General features: G+C 74.1%; 16 protein-coding genes and 1 pseudogene. 12 read left to right on the plus strand and 5 right to left on the minus strand.

What is annotated here, in order from left to right:
• Positions 1-35: 35 nt before the first annotated feature.
• From IF55_RS24325 to IF55_RS24345, 5 genes are all read left to right on the plus strand, one after another.
• Positions 36-734 carry a DUF4232 domain-containing protein gene (locus tag IF55_RS24325; protein WP_030886639.1) on the plus strand — a complete coding sequence of 233 codons (699 nt, stop codon included), beginning with the start codon at positions 36-38 and terminating at the stop codon, positions 732-734.
• A 169-nt stretch (positions 735-903) separates the two neighbouring features.
• A complete protein-coding gene (locus tag IF55_RS24330; RefSeq protein ID WP_030892988.1) occupies positions 904-1728 on the plus strand; it encodes a phytanoyl-CoA dioxygenase family protein in 825 nt (274 codons plus the stop codon).
• 114 nt (positions 1729-1842) lie between these two features.
• Positions 1843-2715, plus strand: coding sequence for an AraC family transcriptional regulator (locus IF55_RS24335; RefSeq protein ID WP_030892989.1), 873 nt, complete (start codon positions 1843-1845; stop codon positions 2713-2715).
• 155 nt (positions 2716-2870) lie between these two features.
• A complete protein-coding gene (locus tag IF55_RS24340; protein WP_048832392.1) occupies positions 2871-3773 on the plus strand; it encodes a helix-turn-helix transcriptional regulator in 903 nt (300 codons plus the stop codon).
• Between the two features lie 124 nt (positions 3774-3897).
• On the plus strand, positions 3898-4443 hold the full coding sequence (locus tag IF55_RS24345; RefSeq protein ID WP_030892994.1) for a DUF1707 SHOCT-like domain-containing protein: 546 nt from the start codon (positions 3898-3900) through the stop codon (positions 4441-4443).
• Positions 4444-4483: 40 nt separating this feature from the next.
• On the opposite strand, the gene IF55_RS24350 is transcribed toward IF55_RS24345, so the two are convergent.
• The 4 genes from IF55_RS24350 to IF55_RS24365 form a co-directional block, all read right to left on the minus strand.
• On the minus strand, positions 4484-5869 hold the full coding sequence (locus IF55_RS24350) for a serine hydrolase domain-containing protein (RefSeq protein ID WP_106980467.1): 1386 nt from the start codon (positions 5867-5869) through the stop codon (positions 4484-4486).
• Between the two features lie 237 nt (positions 5870-6106).
• The gene (locus IF55_RS24355) at positions 6107-6754 is read right to left on the minus strand and encodes a response regulator (protein WP_030892997.1); all 648 of its coding nucleotides are present in this window, start codon (positions 6752-6754) and stop codon (positions 6107-6109) included.
• Positions 6755-6830: 76 nt separating this feature from the next.
• On the minus strand, positions 6831-8066 hold the full coding sequence (locus IF55_RS24360) for a sensor histidine kinase (RefSeq protein ID WP_078645121.1): 1236 nt from the start codon (positions 8064-8066) through the stop codon (positions 6831-6833).
• A 70-nt stretch (positions 8067-8136) separates the two neighbouring features.
• Positions 8137-9189 (minus strand): ABC-2 transporter permease, encoded by a 1053-nt coding sequence (locus IF55_RS24365; RefSeq protein WP_037967533.1) that lies wholly within the window; start codon positions 9187-9189, stop codon positions 8137-8139.
• A gap of 261 nt (positions 9190-9450) precedes the next feature.
• Here IF55_RS24365 and IF55_RS24370 point away from each other — a divergent pair, with 261 nt between their 5' ends.
• The 4 genes from IF55_RS24370 (at position 9451) to IF55_RS24385 (ending at position 16194) form a co-directional block, all read left to right on the plus strand.
• The gene (locus tag IF55_RS24370) at positions 9451-13281 is read left to right on the plus strand and encodes a DNA polymerase III subunit alpha (protein ID WP_030893006.1); all 3831 of its coding nucleotides are present in this window, start codon (positions 9451-9453) and stop codon (positions 13279-13281) included.
• The gene (locus IF55_RS24375; protein WP_078645124.1) at positions 13278-14513 is read left to right on the plus strand and encodes a DNA polymerase Y family protein; all 1236 of its coding nucleotides are present in this window, start codon (positions 13278-13280) and stop codon (positions 14511-14513) included. Before IF55_RS24370 ends, IF55_RS24375 begins: the two co-directional genes overlap by 4 nt.
• Before the next feature lie 143 nt (positions 14514-14656).
• Positions 14657-15664, plus strand: a complete 1008-nt coding sequence (locus tag IF55_RS24380) for an esterase/lipase family protein (RefSeq protein WP_037967535.1) — start codon at positions 14657-14659, stop codon at positions 15662-15664.
• Between the two features lie 317 nt (positions 15665-15981).
• A complete protein-coding gene (locus IF55_RS24385) occupies positions 15982-16194 on the plus strand; it encodes a hypothetical protein (protein WP_245661377.1) in 213 nt (70 codons plus the stop codon).
• A gap of 91 nt (positions 16195-16285) precedes the next feature.
• Here IF55_RS24385 and IF55_RS24390 read toward each other — a convergent pair whose 3' ends face one another.
• Positions 16286-16609, minus strand: coding sequence for a hypothetical protein (locus IF55_RS24390; protein ID WP_030893015.1), 324 nt, complete (start codon positions 16607-16609; stop codon positions 16286-16288).
• 192 nt (positions 16610-16801) lie between these two features.
• On the opposite strand from IF55_RS24390, the gene IF55_RS24395 reads away from it, so the two are divergent.
• From IF55_RS24395 to IF55_RS24405, 3 genes and pseudogenes are all read left to right on the plus strand, one after another.
• The gene (locus IF55_RS24395; protein WP_030893019.1) at positions 16802-17464 is read left to right on the plus strand and encodes a class I SAM-dependent DNA methyltransferase; all 663 of its coding nucleotides are present in this window, start codon (positions 16802-16804) and stop codon (positions 17462-17464) included.
• A 137-nt stretch (positions 17465-17601) separates the two neighbouring features.
• Entirely contained in the window at positions 17602-19197 is a 1596-nt protein-coding gene (locus IF55_RS24400) for a carboxyl transferase domain-containing protein (RefSeq protein WP_030893020.1), read from the plus strand.
• Between the two features lie 750 nt (positions 19198-19947).
• Positions 19948-21157: pseudogene (locus IF55_RS24405) on the plus strand (ATP-grasp domain-containing protein).
• Positions 21158-21306 lie beyond the last annotated feature (149 nt).

A 21306-nucleotide genomic window follows, 5' to 3' on the forward strand; every position in this document is an offset into this window, starting at 1 on the left:
GCCCCGCCCGACACGAGACGCAGGGGGAACCGATCATGCGTACTTCCCGAATCCGCAACATCACCCTCGCCGCCGCCACCGCCGCGCTGGCCCTGGGCGGCCTGACCGCCTGCGGCGGTGCGGACAACGGCTCGAAGGCGGCCGGCGGCGACAGCGCCGGCACGGCGCAGAGCCGAAGCGCCGCCTTCACCGGCGGCGACCAGGCCGGTACGGACCGGGCCGCCAACGGCAGTGACAGCGCCGGCGGCAGTGACAACGCCGGCGGCAGCGGCAGCCAGAAGGCCGCGCGCTCGGCGACGGCGGCCGGCGCGAGCCAGTGCCGTGGCGACGAGCTGCTGGTCACGGCCGTACACCGGTTCGCCGGCGAACAGGGCGACCACCTGCTGCTCACCGCCTCGAACAAGGGCGACAAGCCCTGCTGGGTGACCTCGTACCCGTCCGTGAAGCTCGGCGGCGACGTCGACCGCGCCGCCCTGCCCCACTCGAAGAAGGACGCCCCCGGCGGCTCCCAGCGCATCACCCTCCAGCCCAACGGCAAGATCTACAGCGCCGTCAACCTCTTCGACTACGGCTCGAAGCACCACACCGCCGCCTCCCTCGCCCTCGCCCTGCGCGACGCCAACGGCCACGAGGGCCCCGCCTACTCCGTCGCCCTCAAGGGCGACAAGCCCCAGTTCGCCTGGAACGAAGCCGACGTACTGAACTGGAACACCAAGAAGCCGTACGACTTCTGACCCCGGGGCCGCCGGGTCGCCCGGCCCCCGGCCCCCATCGGCCCCGGCCCCCATCGGCCCCGGCCCCCATCGGCCCCCCGCCCCCTCGCCGTCGGACTCGGAGTACCCGACAGAGGCCGGGCGGGAAAAGTCGGGTGGATGGGGGCGGGGGCGGTGGAGGGTGGGGGGTATGGATGACGAGAACGGTGACGAGAACGTGGTGTCGGGCTTTCTCCGTGATGGGTTCGTGAAGCTGGAGGGGGCGGTCGCGCCGCGGGTGGCGGCGGATTGCGCGCGGTTGCTCTGGCGGGAGACGGGGTGCGACGCGGGGGACGCGTCGACGTGGACGCGGCCGGTGCACTGGGTGGGCGGCATGGCGCAGGGGCCGTTCGCCGCCGCGCCCAACTCCCCCCGGCTGCACCGCGCGTACGACCTGCTCGTCGGGGCGGGGCGCTGGGAGCCGCGCTACTCGCTGGGGACGTTTCCGCTGCGCTTCCCGCACGAGGAGGAGCCCGACGACGCGGGCTGGCACATCGAGGGGAGCTACCTGCCGGAGGGGGAGGGCGGGGGCGATGGCTGGTACTTCACCAATCTGCGCTCCCGGGGGCGGGCCCTGCTGATGCTGTTCCTCTTCAGCGAGGTCGGCGAGCAGGACGCCCCGACCCGCATCCGGGTCGGCTCGCACCTCGACGTGCCGAAGGTGCTGGAGAAGTACGGCGAGGACGGGGCGAGCGGGCCGGCTCTCGCGCCCGAGCTGGTGGCGGCGTCCGACCACCGGCCGCTCGCCCTCGCCACCGGGTCCCCGGGCGATGTCTTCCTGTGCCACCCGTTCCTGGTCCACGCGGCCCAACCGCACCACGGGGTGCGCCCGCGCTTCATGGCCCAGCCGCCGCTGATGCCGGCCGTACCGTACGAACTGGAGCGGGCCGATGGCGCGTACTCGCCCGTGGAGATCGCGATCCGTCGCGGGCTGGGGCGGGTCACCCCCGGCGCGGATCGTTATTTCATGGCTTGAAGTAAGCTTCCGCGTGCACTGCGGAGGCTTACTTCACAGCTTGAGAAAAGCCTTAACTCACAGCTTGAGGAAACGCTTAGCTCACAGCTTGAGAAAAGGAAGGGGCCACCGAGCGTGCTGGAGCGGCTGAACCAAGCCATGGCGCACATCGAGCGCCACCTCGACGGAACCCTCGACGTCGCGGAGCTGGCACGCACCGCGGCCACCTCCGAGTACCACCTGCGCCGGATGTTCTCCGCCCTCGCCGGCATGCCGCTGTCGGAGTACGTACGGCGCCGCCGCCTCACCCTCGCGGGCGCCGACGTGCTCGCGGGGCGGGAGACGCTGCTGGAGATCGCGGTGCGTTACGGCTACGGCTCCGGGGAGGCGTTCGCGCGGGCGTTCCGGGCCATGCACGGCATCGGGCCCAGCGAGGCCCGGCGTACCGGCGCCGCGCTCGCCTCCCAGTCCCGGATGGCCTTCCGCCTCACCATCGAAGGGAGCGGCACCATGCGCTACCGCGTCGTGGACAAGGCGGACTTCACCGTCGTCGGGTTCAAGACCCGCGTACCGCTGATCCACGCCGGGCCCAACCAGCAGATCATCGACTTCGTCCGCGCCCTCGACCCGCGGACCCTGGACCGCCTGGAGAAACTGTCGGACCAGGAGCCGCACGGCATCGTCGCGGTCTGCGACGGCGTGGACCCCAGCCGGGCCGAGGGCACCGCGCTCGACTACCACCACGGCGTCCTCACCACCGGCCCCGCCCCGCCGGGCACCACCGCGCTGGCCGTCCCGGCCGGCGCCTGGGCCGTCTTCACCACCTCCGGCCCCGCGCCGCGGGCCATCCAGGAACTGTGGCGGGACGTGTTCACCGAGTGGTTCCCCTCGAACCCCTACCGCACCCGCCCCGGCCCCGAGATCCTGCGCACCGGCCCCTCGCCGGGGAAGCCCGACACCTACCTCCACGCCGAACTGTGGCTCCCGGTGGAGGCCGAGCACCGCTGACCGGCGGGCGGGCCGCGCCGCCGCCCGTTCGCCCCTCGGCATACGGTATACGCGCAGGTGAGAGCGGGTGCACCGGCGGGCGCGGGGCCGTGGACCCGCGAACCTAGGACGCACAGGGCCAGCCAGGGGCGGCGCGGATCGGGGACACTGGAGGGGTGGCCGACAACAACCGTGAACTCGCCGATTTCCTGAAACGGGCCCGCGCGCAGTGCGACCCCGCGAAGGCGGGGCTGCCGCCCGACGGGCGCGTGCGCCGCGTGCCGGGGCTGCGGCGGGAGGAGGTCGCGCGACTGGCGGGGGTGTCGAGCGACTACTACGCGCGGCTCGAACAGGGCAGGCGCATCACCCCGTCGCCCGCCGTGCTCGACGCGATCGGCCGGGCCCTCGAACTGGACGAGGCCGGGCGGGCCCACCTGCGCGACCTCATCGGAGCGCGCGCCACCGCCCCGGCCCGGCGCCGGCCCCGCGGCGTCCAGCGCGTACGCCCCGGCCTCCGCCAGCTCCTCGACGCCCTCGACGGCGAGCCCGTCCTCGTCCTGGGGCGGCGTACCGACATCCTCGCCGCCAACCGGATGGCGCGCGCCCTCTTCGCCGACTTCGAGCGGTTCCCGCCCCGGGAGCGCAATTACGCGCGCTGGATGCTGCTCGACGACGGCGCCCGCGCCCTCTTCGTGGACTGGGAGGACCAGGCGCGCGCCGCGGTCGAGAGCCTGCGGCTGGACGCCGGCCGCGACCCCGACGACCAGGCCACCGCCGAACTCCTCGCCGACCTGCGCGAACGCAGCCGGGAGTTCGACCAGTGGTGGGCGCGCCACCGCGTCCACCAGCGCACCCACGGCTCCAAGCGGCTGTGCCACCCGCTGGTCGGCGAACTCACCGTCGAGTACGAGAGCCTCACCCTCCCCGGGGACCCGGACACGACGCTGTACGTCTACACCGCCGAACCCGGCTCGTCCTCGAAACGCGCCCTCGACCTGCTCGCGAGCTGGACGCTCCCGGAGGTCAGCGGGGCCGTGGCGGACGGAACCGCCGGGGCGGACGAGGCCGGCCGGGGGTAGGGCCGGAAGGGGGTAAGGCCGGAAGGGGGCAGGCCGGGCAGGCCACGTCACGAACGGTCGAGCCCCGCCCGTCACCGGGCGGCTCGGCGTATTCGCGCCGCCTGCACGGCAGTAGAGTGAAAAAGTGACCATACCGTCGGCCGGTCGGCCGCCATTGATCAGCGAAAGTGACCGCGACGCGGCCGTACAGCGCCTCCAAGGGGCGTACGCCGCGGGCCACATCTCGCACGAGGAGCTCGAAGCCCGCCTCGACCAGGTGCTCACCGCCAAGACGCACAGCGAGTTCGTGTCGGGTCTGGACGCGCTCCCGGAGGAGGACCCGGGCACCACGTCCACGATCGCGGCCGCCGGCGGGCGGATCAAGCGGCGCGGCGGATGGCGGGTGCCGCGGAACCTCAAGGTCGAGTCCGCGTTCGGAAAGGTGCGGCTGGACCTGTCCCGGGCGGTCATCGAACACCCGGTGGTCGACATCGAATTGCGGCTCGGCACCGGCAGGGCCACCATCACCGTGCCGCGCGACGCGGTCGTCGACGTCGAGGGGGTGCAGACCGGGTGGAAGGACTCGCTCTACAAGCCCCCGCGCCGCTCCCGCCCCGGAGCCGGCCCGACGATCCGGATCTCCGGGGCCATGGGGTTCGGCCGCCTGACGGTACGTCACGCACGGCGCTGAGGGCCGGGGGAGGGGCGGTTGAGGGGCGGGGCCGGGGCCGCTACTCGGCCGCGGCGCCGGACGGCAGCGGCTTGCCCAGCATGGTGCAGGCCGCCGCGTCGACGAGGGCCTTGTTCGAGACCGCCGCGGACTTCTCCTTGATGCCGAAGTTCGTGCTCGTCAGGACCGCGACGCTGCGCTTGCCGCTCTCGTCGGTGTAGACCTCGCTGGAGTAACCGGGCAGTCCGCCGGTGTGGCCCCACACCGTGCCGCAGGGCGTGTCCACCTTCATCAGCCCCAGCCCATAGCCGCCCCCCTCGGGGTCGGCGACGGTGGTGCGCATCTGCTTCATCTGGGCCTCGGGCAGGAGCTTTCCGGACATGAGCGCGGTCAGGAAGCGCTCCCAGTCCTGCGCGGTGGAGACCATGCCGCCCGCCGCCCCGGCCCAGCTCGGGTCGATGGCCACGGTGTCCACGTTGTTCTTGGGGCGCCCGGGGCCCGCGAACCCGACGCCCTTGGGCAGGTCCACGGTCCCGGAGAGAATCCCCCGCAGCCGCTCCGCGTCCGGCTCGTAACCGGTCACGTGCTGCTTCCCGGACGGCCAGGCGGCGTTCTTCGCGAGGAAGGAGTCCTTCATCTTCAACGGCTTGGTGATCTTCTCCTCGATCAGGTCGGCCATCTTCGTCCCGGTGGCCTTCTCGACGATGAGCTGCAGGGCCTCGTAGTTGGCGTTGCTGTAGAAGTGCTTCTCGCCGGGCGCGGTCGGCGGGTCCTGCTGGGGCGTGATGGCGAGCAGTTCCTCCGGCCGCCAGGTGCGCTTCTGCTGGCCCGTGAGAGAGGGCAGGAACTCCGGGGTCAGCAGAAAGTCGCCGAGGCCGCTGGTGTGGTTGAGCAGCATGCGAACGGTGATGTCCTTGCCGCCCTTGCCCTTCCAGCCCTCGGCCTTTCCGCCCTCGGCCTTTCCGCCCCCGGCCTTTCCGCCCCTGACCTTTCCGGGCAGCCACTTCTCCACCGGGTCGTCCAGTCCGATCTTGTGCTGGGCGACCAGTTGCAGTACGAGCGTGGCGGTGACCGTCTTGGTGTTGGAACCGACCCTGAACTGGTCGTCGGGGGCGATGCGGTGGTCGGACTCCGTCCAGCCGGCCTGCCGCGCGAGTTCCACGGGCTTTCCGTTGCCGCTGTCGACCCGGACGATCACGCCCGTCGAACCCCCGTCCGCCGCCTTCTGGGCGAGCTCGCCCAACCGCTTCTCGGCCGCCGCCCCCTGCCCAGCCGATGTCGGGGCCGATGCCGACGCCGACGGCTTCGCGGACGCCTTCCCCGAGCCCCCGTCGTCGTCCGAGTCCGAGCAGGCCGCGAGCCCCCCGGCCATGCCGGTCACCAAGGCCACCGTCACCGCCCCGCGCAGAATTCGGCGGCGGGTCGACGTTGATATGGATGCGGACATGGCGATTCCCTTCGGCGCATGACAAGTGGTTCCATGCGGCGAGGCCCCCAGATCTGTCCCTCGCGGGCCCCCACGGTGGGCCCCGCCGCACACCAACCATTCAGTCAGGGGCCGACCGCCCGGCACATCGCTCGTTGGCGCGGGCTCACTCGCCCCCGGATCACTCGAAGGAGTGACAAGGCAGGGCAGTGACAAGGCAGGGCAGTGAGCAGGCAGGGAGCAGGTGAGCAGCCGGTGTCAGGCCAGCGTGTCCCGGGCCAGTACCGCCGCCTGCGCCCGGCTCTGGCAGCCGGTCTTCGCGAGCATGCGGCTCACGTGCGTCTTCACCGTGTGCAGGCTGACCACGAGCCGGTCGGCGATCTCGGCGTTGCTCAGCCCGTCCCCGACCAGCCGCAGCACGCCGCGCTCCCGTTCGGTGAGGTCGTTCAGCCGGGCCAGCTCCCGCTCGTTCGGCCGGCGCCGGGTGCTCAGGTGGCCCTCGATGATCCGGCGGGTCACGGCAGGGCTCAGCGCGCTGTGTCCGGCGGCCGCCGCCCGTACCGCCCCCGTCAGCTCTTCGTACGAGCTGTTCTTCAGTAGGAACCCCGCGGCGCCGTCGGCCAGCGCGTCGTCCACGTACTCGTCCAGATCGAACGTCGTCAGCATCAGCGCCTGGCTCCGCCCCGGCCCGAGCAGCCCCCGCCGGCCCAGCTCGGCCAGCGCCCACAGCCCGTTCCGGCGGGGCATGCGGATGTCCAGCAGCAGGACGTGCGGCCGTAGCCGCGCGCACGCCTCGACGGCCTCCTCGCCGTCGCCCGCGGTGCCGACCACGGTGATATCGGCCTGGCTGTCCAGGATCGCGCCCAGGCCGGCCCGGATGATCGGCTCGTCGTCCGCCACGAGCACGCTGATCCCGCCGGCCGCCGGATCGGGCGCGAACCCGGACCCGGACCCGGACCCGGACCCAAACTCAGTCGTACGTTCAGACATCGGCGCTCTCCAACGGCATCGTGGCCACGACCCGGAAACCCCCGTCATCGGTCGGCCCGGCGGTGAGGTCGCCGCCCAGCGCCGTCACCCGCTCCCGCATGCCGGGCAGGCCGAGGCCGACCCCCGCGCCCGCCGTGCCGCGCCGCGTCGCGCGGGTGTTCACCACCTCGCACCGCAGCCGCCCGGCGCCGCCGTCGACGGTGAGCCGGACCGGCGCCCCCGGCGCGTGCCGGCGGGCGTTGGCCAGCGATTCCTGTACGACGCGGTAGCCCGCCAACTGCACCGCGCTCGGCAGGGTCTCCAGCGCCGCCCCCACCCGCGCCTCGACCGTTCCTCCCGCGGCGCGGTGGCTGTCCAGGAGCGCGGCCAGTTCGCCGAGCCCCGGCGTCGGCTGGAGCGGGGCCGCCTCCGCGGGGTCGCGCAGCATCCGCAGCAGGTCGCGCAGTTCGCCGCCGGTCTGCCGGCCCGCCGCCGCCAACCCGTCGACCTGGGTACGGGCCCAGCCGGGCAGTTCGTCGCCGCGGGCGCGCAGGGTCTCCGCGTGCACGACAAGCAGGGTGAGCGAGTGCGCGACCACGTCGTGCATCTCGCGGGCGATCCGGGCCCGTTCCCGCTGGGTGGCCTGCGCCGCCTCCAGGCGCTGCGCGCGGTCCGCGTCGGCCACCCGGCGCTCGGCCGCGGCGAGCAGCGCCCGCCGGGTACGGGCGACGAAGCCCATCACCCACGCCAGCGGCATCGGGGCCAGGGCGGCGAGGATGTCCAGCCGGCCTTGGTATTCCCGGGCCCCGGCGGTCGCCCAGTTCACCCACAGGCCGGCCGCGATCAGCGCGCAGCCGCCGAGTACGGCCGGCACGGTGCGTACCCAGCTCGTGCAGTAGCAGCCCAGGCTGTAGAGCAGCACGGCGAGCGGCAGGAAGACCATCGGGGTGAGCTTGGCGTCCTGGCCGGCGCTGCCCACCAGCGCCACCACGAGCGCGCACAGGCCGGTGACGAAGGCCGTGGCCGGCAGCCGGCGGCGCAGCAGCAGGATCACCGCGGTCACCGCCTCGTAGCCGGCGAGCGCCGCCCACGCCGGCCCGGAGGAGTCCACGTACGGCTGGGACAGCAGGGGCGGGAGGACCGTCAGCGCGACCAGCCCGGCATCGGCGCTCCACCTGGGCCACGTGCCGGTGCCCCGCGTGTCCCCCGTGCTCCCCGCGCCCCAGGCACCCTCGACTGCTGCTTTCATTCGAACAAGATTAAGAGCTGACGTACCGCCCTTCGTCACTCCAAAGAGCGACTCCGGCCCTCTCAGCCCCTCAACGCGGCGGCCTCGTCGCGATCGCGTCGTCCGTCGGCTTCTTGAAGGCGGCGAACAGCAGCGTCACCGCGGACCCCGCCACCGCCCAGGCCGAGAGCACCAGCAGCGGCCCCGTGACCGCGTTGCCCCGGAAGTACGCGATGGAGCGCGCCGTCCAGGTGCCCGCGCCCGGCGGCAGGGCGGGGCCGATGGCGCGCCAGAAGCCCGGCAGCAGCGGGTAGGGGTAGGCGCCGCCCGCGCTCGGGTTGCCCAGGACGACGACGACCGCGATGGCGAGGCCGATGCCGACGATGCCCGCCAGCCCCTGGAACGCCAGCGTGGTGGCGCCGACCGCGAAGACGACCAGGGCGCCGAGCCCCCACAGCCCGAGGACGGAGCCGGGGAGCGCTTCGAGGATCGGGCCCATGATGACCGCGCCGCCGATTCCGGAGGCGATCGAGTAGAGGGCGAGGGTGCCGAGCCGGATGGTCGCGCGCCGCGGGTTGGCGGGCCGGGCGCCGGCGCTGATCGCGAGGATCGCGGCGCACAGGTAGCCGCCCACGCACCACCCCACCACCAGGTAGAACGAGGACAGCCCGCGCGCGTCGCCCTTGGCGACCGGCGCGATGTCCTGGGTTCTCACGGTGCGCTGCTGGGATTTCTCGGCGGCGGTGACGACCTTCTCGACGGCCTGGGAGAGCGAGGCGCCGCCGCCGCTCGCGATGAGCAGCCGGTCGGTGCTGCCGCGCGGGTCGACGATCAGGGCGGCGTCGGCGTCCCGTTCGCGGATCTGCCGTACGGCCGCGGCCTCGTCGGCGGCGGCGCGCGGGTCCAGGGCGTCGCCCGGGACCTTGTCGAGCTTGGCCATGAGCTGCCCGCGGGCCTGCTCGGGGGCGACGACGGCGAGCGCGATGTCCTTGGGCTTGGGGCTGTGGAAGGCCCCCACGTAGGAGGCGATGAACGCGAGCTGGAGCGCCAGTACGCCGATCACCAGCAGGGCGGCGCGGGTGGTGACCGCGCTCCTGACCTCCTTGGCGAAGGAGGGGCGGGTGCCGGGGTCTGTGGTGGCCATGGGCCGCTCCTCGCCGCGTCGGGTGGGTTTTCTGCCCCCATATGGTGCGCACAAAAGCGGGCATTTCGCAGGGTGAACGCGTCGGAGAGGTGAGGGCGGGGCTCGCTCGTACGGAAGAGGTCTGTTCGTACGAGTGTTCGACATAGGGGTTATGGTGAAGGAGGGGAACAGAGTGCGAGGTGCGAGGACGGTCAGGGAGCGGGGCCTTTTCGAGTTTCGGGTTTCGGGTTGTCAAGTGGGACGAGTGGGAGGTGCGTGCGGATGCCGGCTTTTCCGGGTCCCCCTGGCTTCACGCATCTGCACACCGCCTCCGGGTTCTCGATGAGGTACGGCGCGGTGCACCCGGAGCGGCTCGCCGAGCGCGCCGCCGAGCGGGGCATGGACGCGATCGCGCTGACCGACCGGGACAGCCTCGCCGGGGCCGTACGGTTCGCGAAGGCGAGCGCACGGGCCGGGGTGCGGCCGATCTTCGGCGCCGACCTGGCCGTACGGGAAAAGCTCCTCGAACCCCAGGGTCACCAAGGCCGCCAAGGAACAGCACGGCGGCGCACGCCCGTACGGGGCGGCGCGTTCATCGACGAGTCGACGCCCCGCGCGGTCTTCCTCGCCCGCGACGGCGCGGCCGGCTGGGCCGCCCTGTGCGGACTGGTCTCGGCCGCCCACGCGGACACGGTCCGTACGGGCGGCGCGGCCGACCCGCTGGGCACGGCCCCCATCCGCACCGACCCCGCCCGCCGCCCCCGGCTCCTGTGGGAGGACCTGGAGAGCGCCGCCGCCGGCGCGCTCGCCCCGCTGACCGTGCTGCTCGGCCCCGACTCCGAGATCGGCCGGGCGCTCGCCGCCGGCCGCCCCGACCGCGCCGCCCGGCTGCTCGCCCCCTGGCGCGAACTCTTCGGCGACGCCCTGCGGCTGGCGGCCGTATGGCACGGCCGTCAGGGCACCGGGCCGGGCTCGCTGCGGCTCGCCGCCCGTACCGTCGGCTTCGCGGCCGACCAGGGCGTACGGGCCGTACTGGTCAACTCCACCCGCTACGCCGACCCCGGCCAGGGCCCGGTCGCCGACGTCCTGGACTCGGCGCGCCGGCTGGTGCCGATCGACCCCCGCAGACCCGAACTCCTCGACAGCGGCGAACGCTGGATCAAGGACGCACGGGACATGGCGGCCATCGCCGAGAAGATCACCGAGGCCGCCGGGCAGGGCCGGGGCGCCGCGCGGCGGCTGCTGGCCGAGACCCACCGCACCGCCGCCGAGTGCGCGGTCGATCCCGAGGACCACCTCGGGATCGGCCAGGTCCGCTTCCCCGAGCCGCACCTCGTCGGCGCGGACCGCCGCACCGCCGCCCGCGTGCTGCGCTCGCGGTGCGCGGCGGCCATGGTGCTGCGCCGCTACGACGGCGACCGCAGGTACTGGGACCGGCTCGCCGACGAACTGCGCGTCATCGACCACCACGGCTTCGCCTCGTACTTCCTCACCGTCGCCCAGGTCGTCGACGACACCCGCGCGCTCGGCGTCCGCGTCGCCGCGCGCGGCTCGGGCGCCGGCTCGCTGGTCAACCACCTGCTCGGCATCGCGCACGCGGACCCCGTCGAACAGCGGCTGCTCATGGAGCGCTTCCTGTCCACCCGGCGGGCCGTGCTGCCCGACATCGACATCGACGTCGAGTCCGCGCGCCGCCTCGATGTCTACCGCGCGATCTTCGACCGGTTCGGCGCGGAGCGGGTGGCGACCGTCGCCATGCCCGAGACCTACCGGGTGCGCCACGCCGTACGGGACGTGGGCGCGGCCCTGGGCATGGACCCCGCCCTCACCGACCGGCTCGCCAAGTCCTTCCCGCACATCCGGGCCAGGGACGCGCGCACCGCGCTCGCGGAACTGCCGGAGCTGCGCGGCGTCGACCCCGACGGCACGAGGCACGGGCGGCTGTGGGAACTGGTGGAGGCGCTGGACGCGCTGCCGCGCGGCGTCGCCATGCACCCGTGCGGGGTGCTGCTCTCGGACGCCACGCTGCGCGCCCGTACACCCACCGTGCCCACCAGCGGCGAGGGGTTCCCGATGGCGCAGTTCGACAAGGACGACGTCGAGGACCTCGGGCTGCTCAAGCTCGACGTGCTGGGCGTACGGATGCAGTCGGCGATGGCGCACGCGGTGGGGGAGATCGAACGGGCCACGGGGGAGCGGGTGGACCTCGACGACCCGGCGCGGGTCGCGCCCGGCGACCCCCGGACGTACGAGCTGATCCGGACCGCCGAGACGCTCGGCTGCTTCCAGATCGAGTCGCCCGGCCAGCGGGACCTGGTGGGCCGACTCCAGCCGTCGACCTTTCACGACCTCGTGGTCGACATATCGCTTTTCCGGCCGGGCCCGGTCGCCGCCGACATGGTGCGCCCCTTCATCGAGGCCCGGCACGGCCGGGCACCGGTCCGCTACCCCCACCCGGACCTGGAGGGACCGCTGCGCGAGACGTACGGCGTGGTCGTCTTCCACGAGCAGATCATCGAGATCCTGTCGATCATGACCGGCTGCGACCGGTCGCTGGCCGAGGAGGGGCGGCGCGCGCTCTCGGACCCCGAGCGGCAGGGGCGGGTACGGGCCTGGTTCGAGAGGGAGACCGCCCTGCGGGGGTACGCGCCGGAGGCCGTCCGGCGCACCTGGGAGATCGTCGAGGCGTTCGGCAGCTACGGCTTCTGCAAGGCGCACGCCGTCGCCTTCGCGGTGCCGACCTACCAGTCGGCCTGGCTCAAGGCGCACTACCCGGCGGCCTTCTACGCCGGGCTGCTCACCCACGACCCGGGGATGTACCCGAAGCGGCTGCTGCTCGCGGACGCGCGGCGGCGGGGGGTGCCGATCCTGCCGCTGGACGTGAACCGGTCGGCGGCCGATTATCAAATCGAACTGGTGTCTGGTGTGGGGGTCGAGGGGACTGCTACGGGCTCCGGCGCGGGGGCCGGCGCGGACCCTGGCACGGCGGCCGCCGGTACGAGGGCTGATGCGGGCTCCGGTACGGCGGCCTCCGGTGCGAGGGCCGATGCGGGGGTCGGCGCGGGGGCTGACGGCGGGCGCGGCTCGGGCGCCGACGCCGTCTTCGGGGTACGGCTGGCCCTCGGCGACGTGCACGGGATCAGCGAGGCGGTCACGGACCGGATCGCGGCCGGCCGCCCGTACGCCTCCCTCCAGGACCTGTGGCGACGCGCCCGCCCCGGCCGGCCCGTCGCCGAACGGCTCGCCCAGGTCGGCGCGTTGGACGCCTTCGGGACCAACCGCCGCGACCTGCTGCTGCACATCGCCGAACTCCACCGCGGCCAGCGCGGCGCCGACCCCAGCGAACGGCAGCTCCCGCTCGACGGCGGCACCCTGGCCGAACCCGTGGGCCTGCCCGACCTCGACGCCGGCGAACGGCTCGGCGCGGAACTGGGCGTCCTCGGCATGGACGCCTCCCGCCACCTCATGGACGACCACCGGCAGTTCCTGGCCGAACTGGGCGCCGTACCCGCGAAGCGGCTGCGCGACGCGCGGCACGGCGAGACCGTACTGGTCGCCGGCGCCAAGGCCGCCACCCAGGCCCCGCCGATCCGCTCGGGCCGGCGCGTCATCTTCACCACCCTCGACGACGGCACCGGCCTGGTCGACTGCGCCTTCTTCGACGACAGCCACGCCGCGTGCGCGCACACCGTCTTCCACTCCTGGCTGCTACTCGTACGCGGCGTGGTCCAGCGTCGCGGCCCCCGCAGCCTCAGCGTCGTCGGCGCCGCGGCCTGGAACCTCGCCGACCTCACCGCCCTGCGCCGGGAGGGCGGCCTGGCGGCGGTCACCGCGCTGCTGGCGGCCGAGCCGGGGGACTCCATCGATTCCGTCGATTCCACCGATTCCGTCGATTCCGGTGATGCTTCTGATTCCGCCGATGCTTCTGACTCCGCCGATTCCGGTGGTGCGGATGCTTCCGGTGGTGCCGCGGATGGTGCCGCGGGGCCCGGACGCCGCATCCAGCTCCCCACCGGGTACGAAATGCACCCCTGGGCCGACCTCCAGCCGGCCGGCGACCGCGCCGCCACGGGCCGCAAGTTGTGGCACGCGAGCCCGGGGAGCGCGGGATGACGGGCCGCGGGACGGGCGAGGGCCGTACGGACGCGGCGCGTACGGGCGTGTCGCGTACGGGCGTGTCGCGTACGGACACGTCGCTTACGGGTGTGGGCGCGCCGACGTACCGGGAGGTCTGGGGCGAGCTGGCGCCGGGCGGTGGACGCGAAGCCCCCGGCGGGGCAGAGGGGGTCGAGCCCGGTGGGGCCGTACCGCCCGCCGCCGTCGACGAGTCCGGCCCGCACGTCCTGTACGCGCACTTCCACCGCCGCGAGCCGCGCGGTCGCGGCGGCCGGCCCGCCGCCCTCGGGGAGGAGACCTACGGCGGGCTGCTCGCGCTGCTGGCGGAGTTCTCGCCCGTGGTCGAGGCGCTGCCGCCCGACGCGGCGCTCGTCGACGTGCGGGGCGCCCGGCGGTACTTCGGGCGGGATGCCGGCGGGCTCGCCGACCTCATCCGGCTCCGGGCGCTGGCGCTGCACGGGGTCGACTGCACGGTCGGGGCGGCGGCGAACCCGATGCTGGCCCGGATGGCCGCGCACGACGGCCCGCCCGGCGCGGTGCGCGCGCTCGCCGACGACCCGGCCGAGATCGCGGCCTTCCTCGCCCGGAAACCCGCCGCCGCGCTGCACGGGGTGGGCCCGGCCACCGCCCGTACCCTGTGCGCGTACGGGCTCGACAGCGTCGGCCGGATCGCCGCCGCGCCGCCCGCCACCCTCCAGCGGATACTCGGCGCGAGCACCGGCCGCCGGGTCCACGAGCGGGCGCGCGGCATCGACCCGACGCCCGTCACGCCGAACGCGCCCGCCCGCTCGCTCTCCGCCGAACACCGCTTCGGCGGCGACGAGCTGGACCCCGGCCGCAGGCGCCGCGCGCTGCTCACGCTCGCCGACGGGCTCGGCTCCCGGCTGCGGACGAGCGGGCAGACCGCGCGCGGCCTCGCGCTGACCGTGCGCTACGCGGACGGTTCCACGACCGTACGGGCCAGGACCTTCGAGGAGCCGACCGCGCACACCCCGGCGCTGACCGCCGCCGCGTACGCCCTGCACGCGGCGCTCGGCCTGGAACGGGCCCGGGTGCGGGCGGTGGCGCTGCGGGTGGAGGACCTGCGGGACGCCGACCGGACCGCGCGCCAACTGACGTTCGACCCCGCCGACGACAAGGCGCGCCGCGCCTGGGCGGCCGTGGACCGGGCGCGGGCCCGCTTCGGCGCGGCGGCGGTCGGACCCGCCGCGCTCCTGGACGTGGCGTGAGGACTCCGTGCCTCTTTCTTCACTTACGCATGGCTGGCCACCTTCCTTACCCGTGAGTACTTTGACGTGCACTCGGCACATCTGTGGTCCGGACCGCAGCGTGAACGGCTGGCGCAACCACCCACCACCTGCCAGGAGTCCACATGAAGCTGTCCTTGGGACGGGCCCGCGGGCCGCTGTCCGCGCTCACCCTGACGCTCGCCGCACTCACCGCGCTCGCGACGCCGGCCACGGCGTCCGCCACCGCCCCTGCCCCTCTCGCCGCGCCCGTCACCGCTCCCGCCTCCGCGCTGTCGGGCGCGCCGGAGGCCCGTACCGCCGGCGCTCCCGGGTCCGCAGCCGCTCCCGGGTCCGCAGCCGCTCCCGGGTCCGCAGCGGCTCCCGTGTCCGCCGCCGCGGCCGGCCGCGGCTGGAACGACTACTCCTGCAAGCCCTCGTCCGCGCACCCCCGGCCGGTCGTCCTCGTGCACGGTACGTTCGGCAACTCCGTCGACAACTGGCTCGGCCTCGCCCCCTACCTGGTGGCGCGCGGCTACTGCGTCTTCTCCTTCGACTACGGGCAGTTGCCCGGCGTCCCCCTCTTTCACGGCCTCGGCCCGATCGCGGACTCGGCCAAGCAGCTCGCCGCGTACGTCGACAGAGTGCTGGCCGCCACCGGCACGCCCAAGGCCGACCTGGTCGGGCACTCGCAGGGCGGCATGATGCCGCGTCAGTACCTGAAGTTCCTGGGCGGCGCGGCCAAGGTGGGCGCGCTCGTCGGCATCGCCCCCGACAACCACGGCACGACGCTCAGCGGCCTCACCAAACTGCTCGACTACTTCCCGGGCGCCGCCGACGTGATCGGTCACTTCACCCCCGGCCTCACCGACCAGGTCGCCGGCTCCGACTTCCTGAACCGCCTCAACGCGGGCGGCGACACCGTGCCGGGCGTGCGCTACACCGTCATCGCGAGCAAGTACGACGAGGTCGTCACGCCCTACCGCTCGCAGTTCCTGAACGGCCCCGGCGTCCACAACGTCCTGCTCCAGGACCTGTGCCCGGTCGATCTGTCCGAACACGTCGCGATCGGCCTCGCGGACCGGCTGGCCTTCCACGAGACGGCCAACGCCCTCGACCCGGCCCACGCGACGCCGACCACCTGCTTCTCGTGAGGGGCTTTTCTCAAGCCTTGAATTCGCGCCTTACCTCACGTCTTGCTTCAAGGCTTCCCTCACGTCTTGCTTCAAGGCTTGCTTCAAGGCTTAGTTCAGAGCGTGAGAAAAGAACTTCCTTCATGGCGTGAGGGAAGTGCTTTCTTCAGGGCGTGAGGGTGCTTCCTTCATAGCGTGAGAAAAGCCCATGGCGGATGGACGTTTCTGCTGCCGGTCTCGCTCGTTGAGCCCTAGCTGATCTTGTCCGGCGATCGGGCCGTGACGGGACGGCGTGGATCACCGGAGCACTCCGCTCCGGAACGAGAAAGGAGATCACCATGCGCAGAATGGGAATCGCCCTGGCCCTGGCCATGGCCGCCGGCGGGCTCGGCGCGTCGGCGGCGGCCGCCCAGGCCGCACCGCAGGGGCCCCCGTTCCCCTACGCGGACTGCATCAAGGCGACCGCGAAGAAGGGGGAGAGCGCGGCGCAGGGGAAGTGGCACTGCGACCAGCTCGTCCAGAAGGGCTGGGTCAAGCCGCCGAACCGCTGACCGGCCGCTGACGCGCTGACTCCGGGGGTCGCCCAGTTCGCGGGCGGCCCCCGGACCGTTGCCCCCACCCCAGCCGGGGGCGCCCCAGCCGTCAGGCCTGGCCGGTCTCGAAGCGGCTGACCTTGCCGTCCTCGACGGTGAAGGTCCAGCGGGTGCGCATGGCGCCCCAGGTGTCGTTGCTGTAGAGCGCGGTGAGCGAGCGCCCGCCGTCGTCCTCCGACTCCACGTCCATCCGGCCGTGCGAGGAGAAGATCTCCCGGTCCGCCCACTCGCCCAGGGCGCGGTCGGTGCCGTCGTCGGACATGGTCGCGCCGGGGGCGAGCGCCGCCCGGAAGGCCTGCTGGTCGTTGGCGTTGACGGCGGTGACGAAGGCTCGTACGGCCGGGTCGGACAGACGGTCGGCGGCGATGCTCACGGAAGGCCCCTTCGCTGGTTCGCTGGTTCGCACTTTCGCTGGTTGGCAGGCGCGGGCGCGAATGCGCGAGCGCGCACGGCGGCTCCGGTCCCCGAGGCTTTCCAGCCACCCTCACACCGGGCCACCGGCCCCGCAACCGCGTGCCACGCCCCCTGCCGGGGGGCGGAGAGCCGGGCGGTAGGGTGCCCGTCCATGACCGAAGCCGAGTTCCTGACCTCCACCCGTGCGTCGTACGACGCCATAGCCGACGACTACGTCGCTTTCGCCCGTGACGATTTGGCGGCCAAGCCGATGGAGCGGGCGGTGCTCGCCGGGTTCGCCGAGTACGTGCGGGCGGCCGGCGGCGGGCCGGTCGCCGACATCGGGTGCGGTACGGGCCGGGTGACGGCGTACCTGCACGGGCTGGGCCTGGACGCGTTCGGCATCGACCTGTCGCCGGGGATGCTCGCGGCGGCCCGCCGGGACTACCCGGAGCTGCGGTTCGAAGAGGGTTCCATGCCGGCCCTGGACCTGCCGGACGGCAAGCTCGGCGGGGTGCTCGCCTGGTACTCGACCATCCACGTGCCCGGGGAGCGCCTGCCGGAGGTGTTCGCCGAATTCCACCGCGTACTGGCGCCGGGCGGCGAGGTGCTGCTCGCCTTCCAGGTCGGCGACGGCGTGCTGCGCCTGGAAGAGGCGATCGGGCATTCGGTGGCGCTGGACTTCAACCGCTGGCAGCCCGACCGCATCGCCGAACTCCTCGCGGACGCCGGGCTGGCCGTACGCGCCAAGGTCTGGCGTGAACGCGACACCGAAGGCGACGTCAAGGAACGGACCCCGCAGGCGTTCCTGCTGGCCCGCAAGGCGGCCGGCTGACCCTGGGCGACGGCGCCCGGCCCCTCCCGCCGTTCGCTCGGCGGCCCGCGTCTGCTGGGCGGCCCGCGTTCGCTCGGTGGCCCGCGTCTGCTCGGTGGCCCGCGCTTGCTCGCTGGCCCGCGTGGCAGGGTGAACCCATGAGCGTACCGACCCCTCGCGCGACCGCGCTGGAACTGATCGAAGCCGTCGTGGACCCCGGCAGTTGGCGCTGCTGGGACGAGTGGGACGGGCCGGCCGGAGCGCTCACCGAGACGGCGGACCCCGCCTACCGCGCGGACCTGCTCGCCGCGCGCGAGCGCACCGGGCTGGACGAGTCCGTGATCACCGGCGAGGGGCGGCTGCGCGGGCGGCGCGTGGCGGTGGTGGCGTGCGAGTTCCGCTTCCTGGCCGGGTCCATCGGCGTGGCGGCGGGGGAGCGGCTCGTACGGGCCGTGGAGCGCGCCACGGAACTGCGGCTGCCGCTGCTGGCCGCCCCCGCGTCCGGTGGCACGCGCATGCAGGAAGGAACGGTCGCCTTCCTCCAGATGGTCAAGGTCGCCGCCGCGATCACCGACCACAAGGGCGCCGGCCTGCCGTACCTCGTCTATCTCCGCCACCCCACGACGGGCGGCGTGCTGGCCTCCTGGGGTTCCCTGGGCCACCTCACCGCCGCCGAACCCGGCGCGCTGATCGGGTTCCTGGGCCCCCGCGTCCACGAAGCCCTCTACGGCGAACCGTTTCCGCCGGGCGTCCAGGTCGCGGAGCACCTGCTGGCCCATGGCCTGATCGACGCCGTGCTCCCTGCGGGAGAGCTCGCGGACATAGCGGCCCGGGCACTGGACGTCCTGTGCGCGGACGCCGCGCCGAGTGGCCAGGAGGGGGCTTCCGCCTCCGGGTCGCCCTCCGCCTCTGAGCCGCCGTCCGCCGTCGGCACGCCGTCCCCGGCCGGCCCGCCGTCCCCCGGCGAGCCGCCCTCCGCCGCCGAGTCCATCCGGCGTTCGCGTCTGCCGCAGCGCATCGGGGTGCGGGAGCTGTTGGAGGGTGTCGCCACCGAGGTGACGCCGCTCAGCGGTACGGGCGCGGGGGAGCGCGACCCCGGGCTGCTGCTCGCGCTGGCGCGCGTGGGGTCCGTGCCGTGCGTGGTGCTCGGGCACGACCGTGGCAGCCGCCGCGCGGGCGGGGCCGCGCCCGCTGGGCAGGCGCTCGGCCCCGCCGGGCTGCGAGCGGCGCGGCGCGGCATGCGTATCGCCGCCGAACTCGACCTGCCGCTCCTCACGGTCGTCGATACGGCGGGGGCCGCCCTGTCCCGCGAGGCCGAGGAGGGCGGGCTGGCGGGCGAGATCGCCCGGTCGCTCGCCGACCTGGTGACGCTGCCCGCGCCGACGCTGTGCCTGCTGCTGGGGCAGGGCGCGGGCGGCGCCGCGCTCGCGCTGCTGCCCGCCGACCGGGTCGTGGCCGCCCGGCACGCGTGGCTGTCCCCGCTGCCGCCCGAGGGCGCGTCGGCGATCCTGTACCGGACCACGGAACGCGCGTACGAGGTCGCCGCCCGGCAAGGCGTGCGCTCGGCCGATCTGCTGGCGGCCGGGATCGTGGACCGCGTGGTGGAGGAGGAGTACGAGGAGGGGGTGGGTGGTTCCTTCACGGCCCGCCTCGGGGCCGTGCTCGGGGAGGAACTGGCCGCGCTGCGCGCTCAGGAGCGCGGCGCACGGCTCGCCGCCCGGCGGGCACGGTACCGGCGGGTCGGGCTTCCCTAGGGCCCATAGGAACTTCCATAGGGCCGTAGGAACTTCCATAGGGCCCATAGGGCGGGGCGCAGGAGTCGTACAGCCGAGGCGAATTGACAAGGTTAGGTATGCCTAACCTAGGGTCTCTCCTGTGAACCGGACCGATCTCGGAACCGCCCGGCATGCCGCCGTGCGCCCCGCGACACCTCGCGGGCCCCTCCCGCCGATCGCGGCGCCCGCCGCCCTCACCGCCCCCACGGCACCACATCCGGCTGCCGCCGGCTCACACACCCCACCGCTCCCGGCCGAGGCCCGTCGGCCGGGAGCCCCACGCACCGTCGGCCGGAACGGAGCCGCGTCTCCGCTCCCGCCCCCCGCCGGTGCGCCCGGCGAAGCCGAAGCCCTGAGCGCCGCCGCCCGCGCCGCCCGCGCCTCCCGTGGTACCGACGTACCGGGCGCCGCTGTACGTACGCCCGCTCGCACACCTCGCGGAACGCGAGCGGCGGCTCTCCGCGCCCGTACCCCCGCGAACGCGACCGCGCACGCCAAGGGGAACGCGCATACGTATACGCATTCGCCCGCGCCCGTGACCGCTACCGGCCGACCAGTCCCCGTGTAGCGCGCCGGCCTCGCCGCCTCGCATCGCCTCGCAGCACACCGCATCACCCCAGGCCCCTCGGCCCCCGCCGGTTCGCCGGTTTCACCGCGCCACCCCTCAGCCGCACCGAGCCCCCGCGCGCCGCAGGCTGACGCTTCCTTCGTTCGAAAGGCACGTAGCCCGTGCGCCTCCACCTTCTCGCTCTCAACCCCACCGACTCCGTGACCGAGGGCTTTCTGCCCGCGGCGGCCCGGCTCGGCCTCGATGTCACGCTGCTGACCGATCAGCCGGAGGCCCACCGCGCCGCGTACGACCGGTACGCGGCCGGCGGCGGCACGCTGCCCGCGCAGCTCGCCGTCGAGGGCTGTGACGTGCGCGACTTCCGCGACGTCATCAGCCGCGGCGCGCGCCTCGGGCCGGGCCCCGACGCCGTCTTCAGCAACAGCGATCACCTTCAGGTCCAGGCCGCGCTCGCCGCCGACTACTTCGGGCTGCCCGGCAAGGACTGGCGGGCCGCGCTGCGCACCAAGAACAAGGCGCATCTGCGGCGCGCGCTCGCGGCCTCCCGGCTCGACGCCGTACGCGCCGCCGAACTCGCCCCCGGCGGCGACCCGCGGGACGCCCCCACCGCGGTCGCGGCCGCCGGCGTGGCCTACCCGTGCGTGATCAAGCCCCGCGAGGGCGTCGCCAGCGAGGACGTGGTGCTGGCCGCCGACGCCGAACAGCTCGCCCGCCACTGCCGGGAGATCGGCGCGCGGCGGCCCGGCGACGCGCTCGTCGTCGAGGAGTACCTGGCCGGGCCGGTGCAGACCCTCGAAACCCTGGGGGACGGCCGGACCCTGCACGCCGTCGGCTCGTTCCGCACCGACATGTCCCCGCTGCCGTACTTCATGGAGGAGCGGCTCACCCTGCTCCCCGCGCCGCCCGAGCCGCACACCGGCCAGGTGCTCGACCAGCTCGCCGCGCTCGGCGTCGGGTTCGGGGCCTGCCACACCGAGTACGTCGTCCAGGGCGACCGCGCGCGCGTCATCGAGGTCAACTACCGCGCCATCGGCGACCAGTGCGATCTCGTACTCGCCGACGTGCTCGGCATCCCCCTCTTCGACCACATCCTCCGCACCCACCTCGGCACCCCGCTCCCCGCCGACCTCGGCGCCCGCACCGACGGCCGCGCGCGCCTGGAGTACATACGCGCCGACCGCGGCGGACGGCTCGTCGCCGCGCCCGCCGCCGGCGACCGTACGACCCCGGACGGCGTACGCCTGGACTACCGGCCGCTGCGCGAGCTGAACGAGCACCATCCGCTGCGCCATACCAACCGCGGACCAGGAGCGCATCGACCGCGCCGTCGAGGAGTTCCTGGCCACCCACCGCTGGGAGATCGCCTCATGAGCACCATGGAGATCGGTATGACCGACATGGCTGATACGCCCGATGCCGCCCCCGCCGCCGGCGACCGTACGACCCCGGACGGCGTACGCCTGGACTACCGGCCGCTGCGCGAGCTGAACGAGCACCATCCGCTGCGCCATACCAACCGC

The sequence above is a fragment of the Streptomyces varsoviensis genome (genome assembly GCF_000718635.1).
Classification (GTDB): Bacteria; Actinomycetota; Actinomycetes; order Streptomycetales; family Streptomycetaceae; genus Streptomyces; species Streptomyces varsoviensis.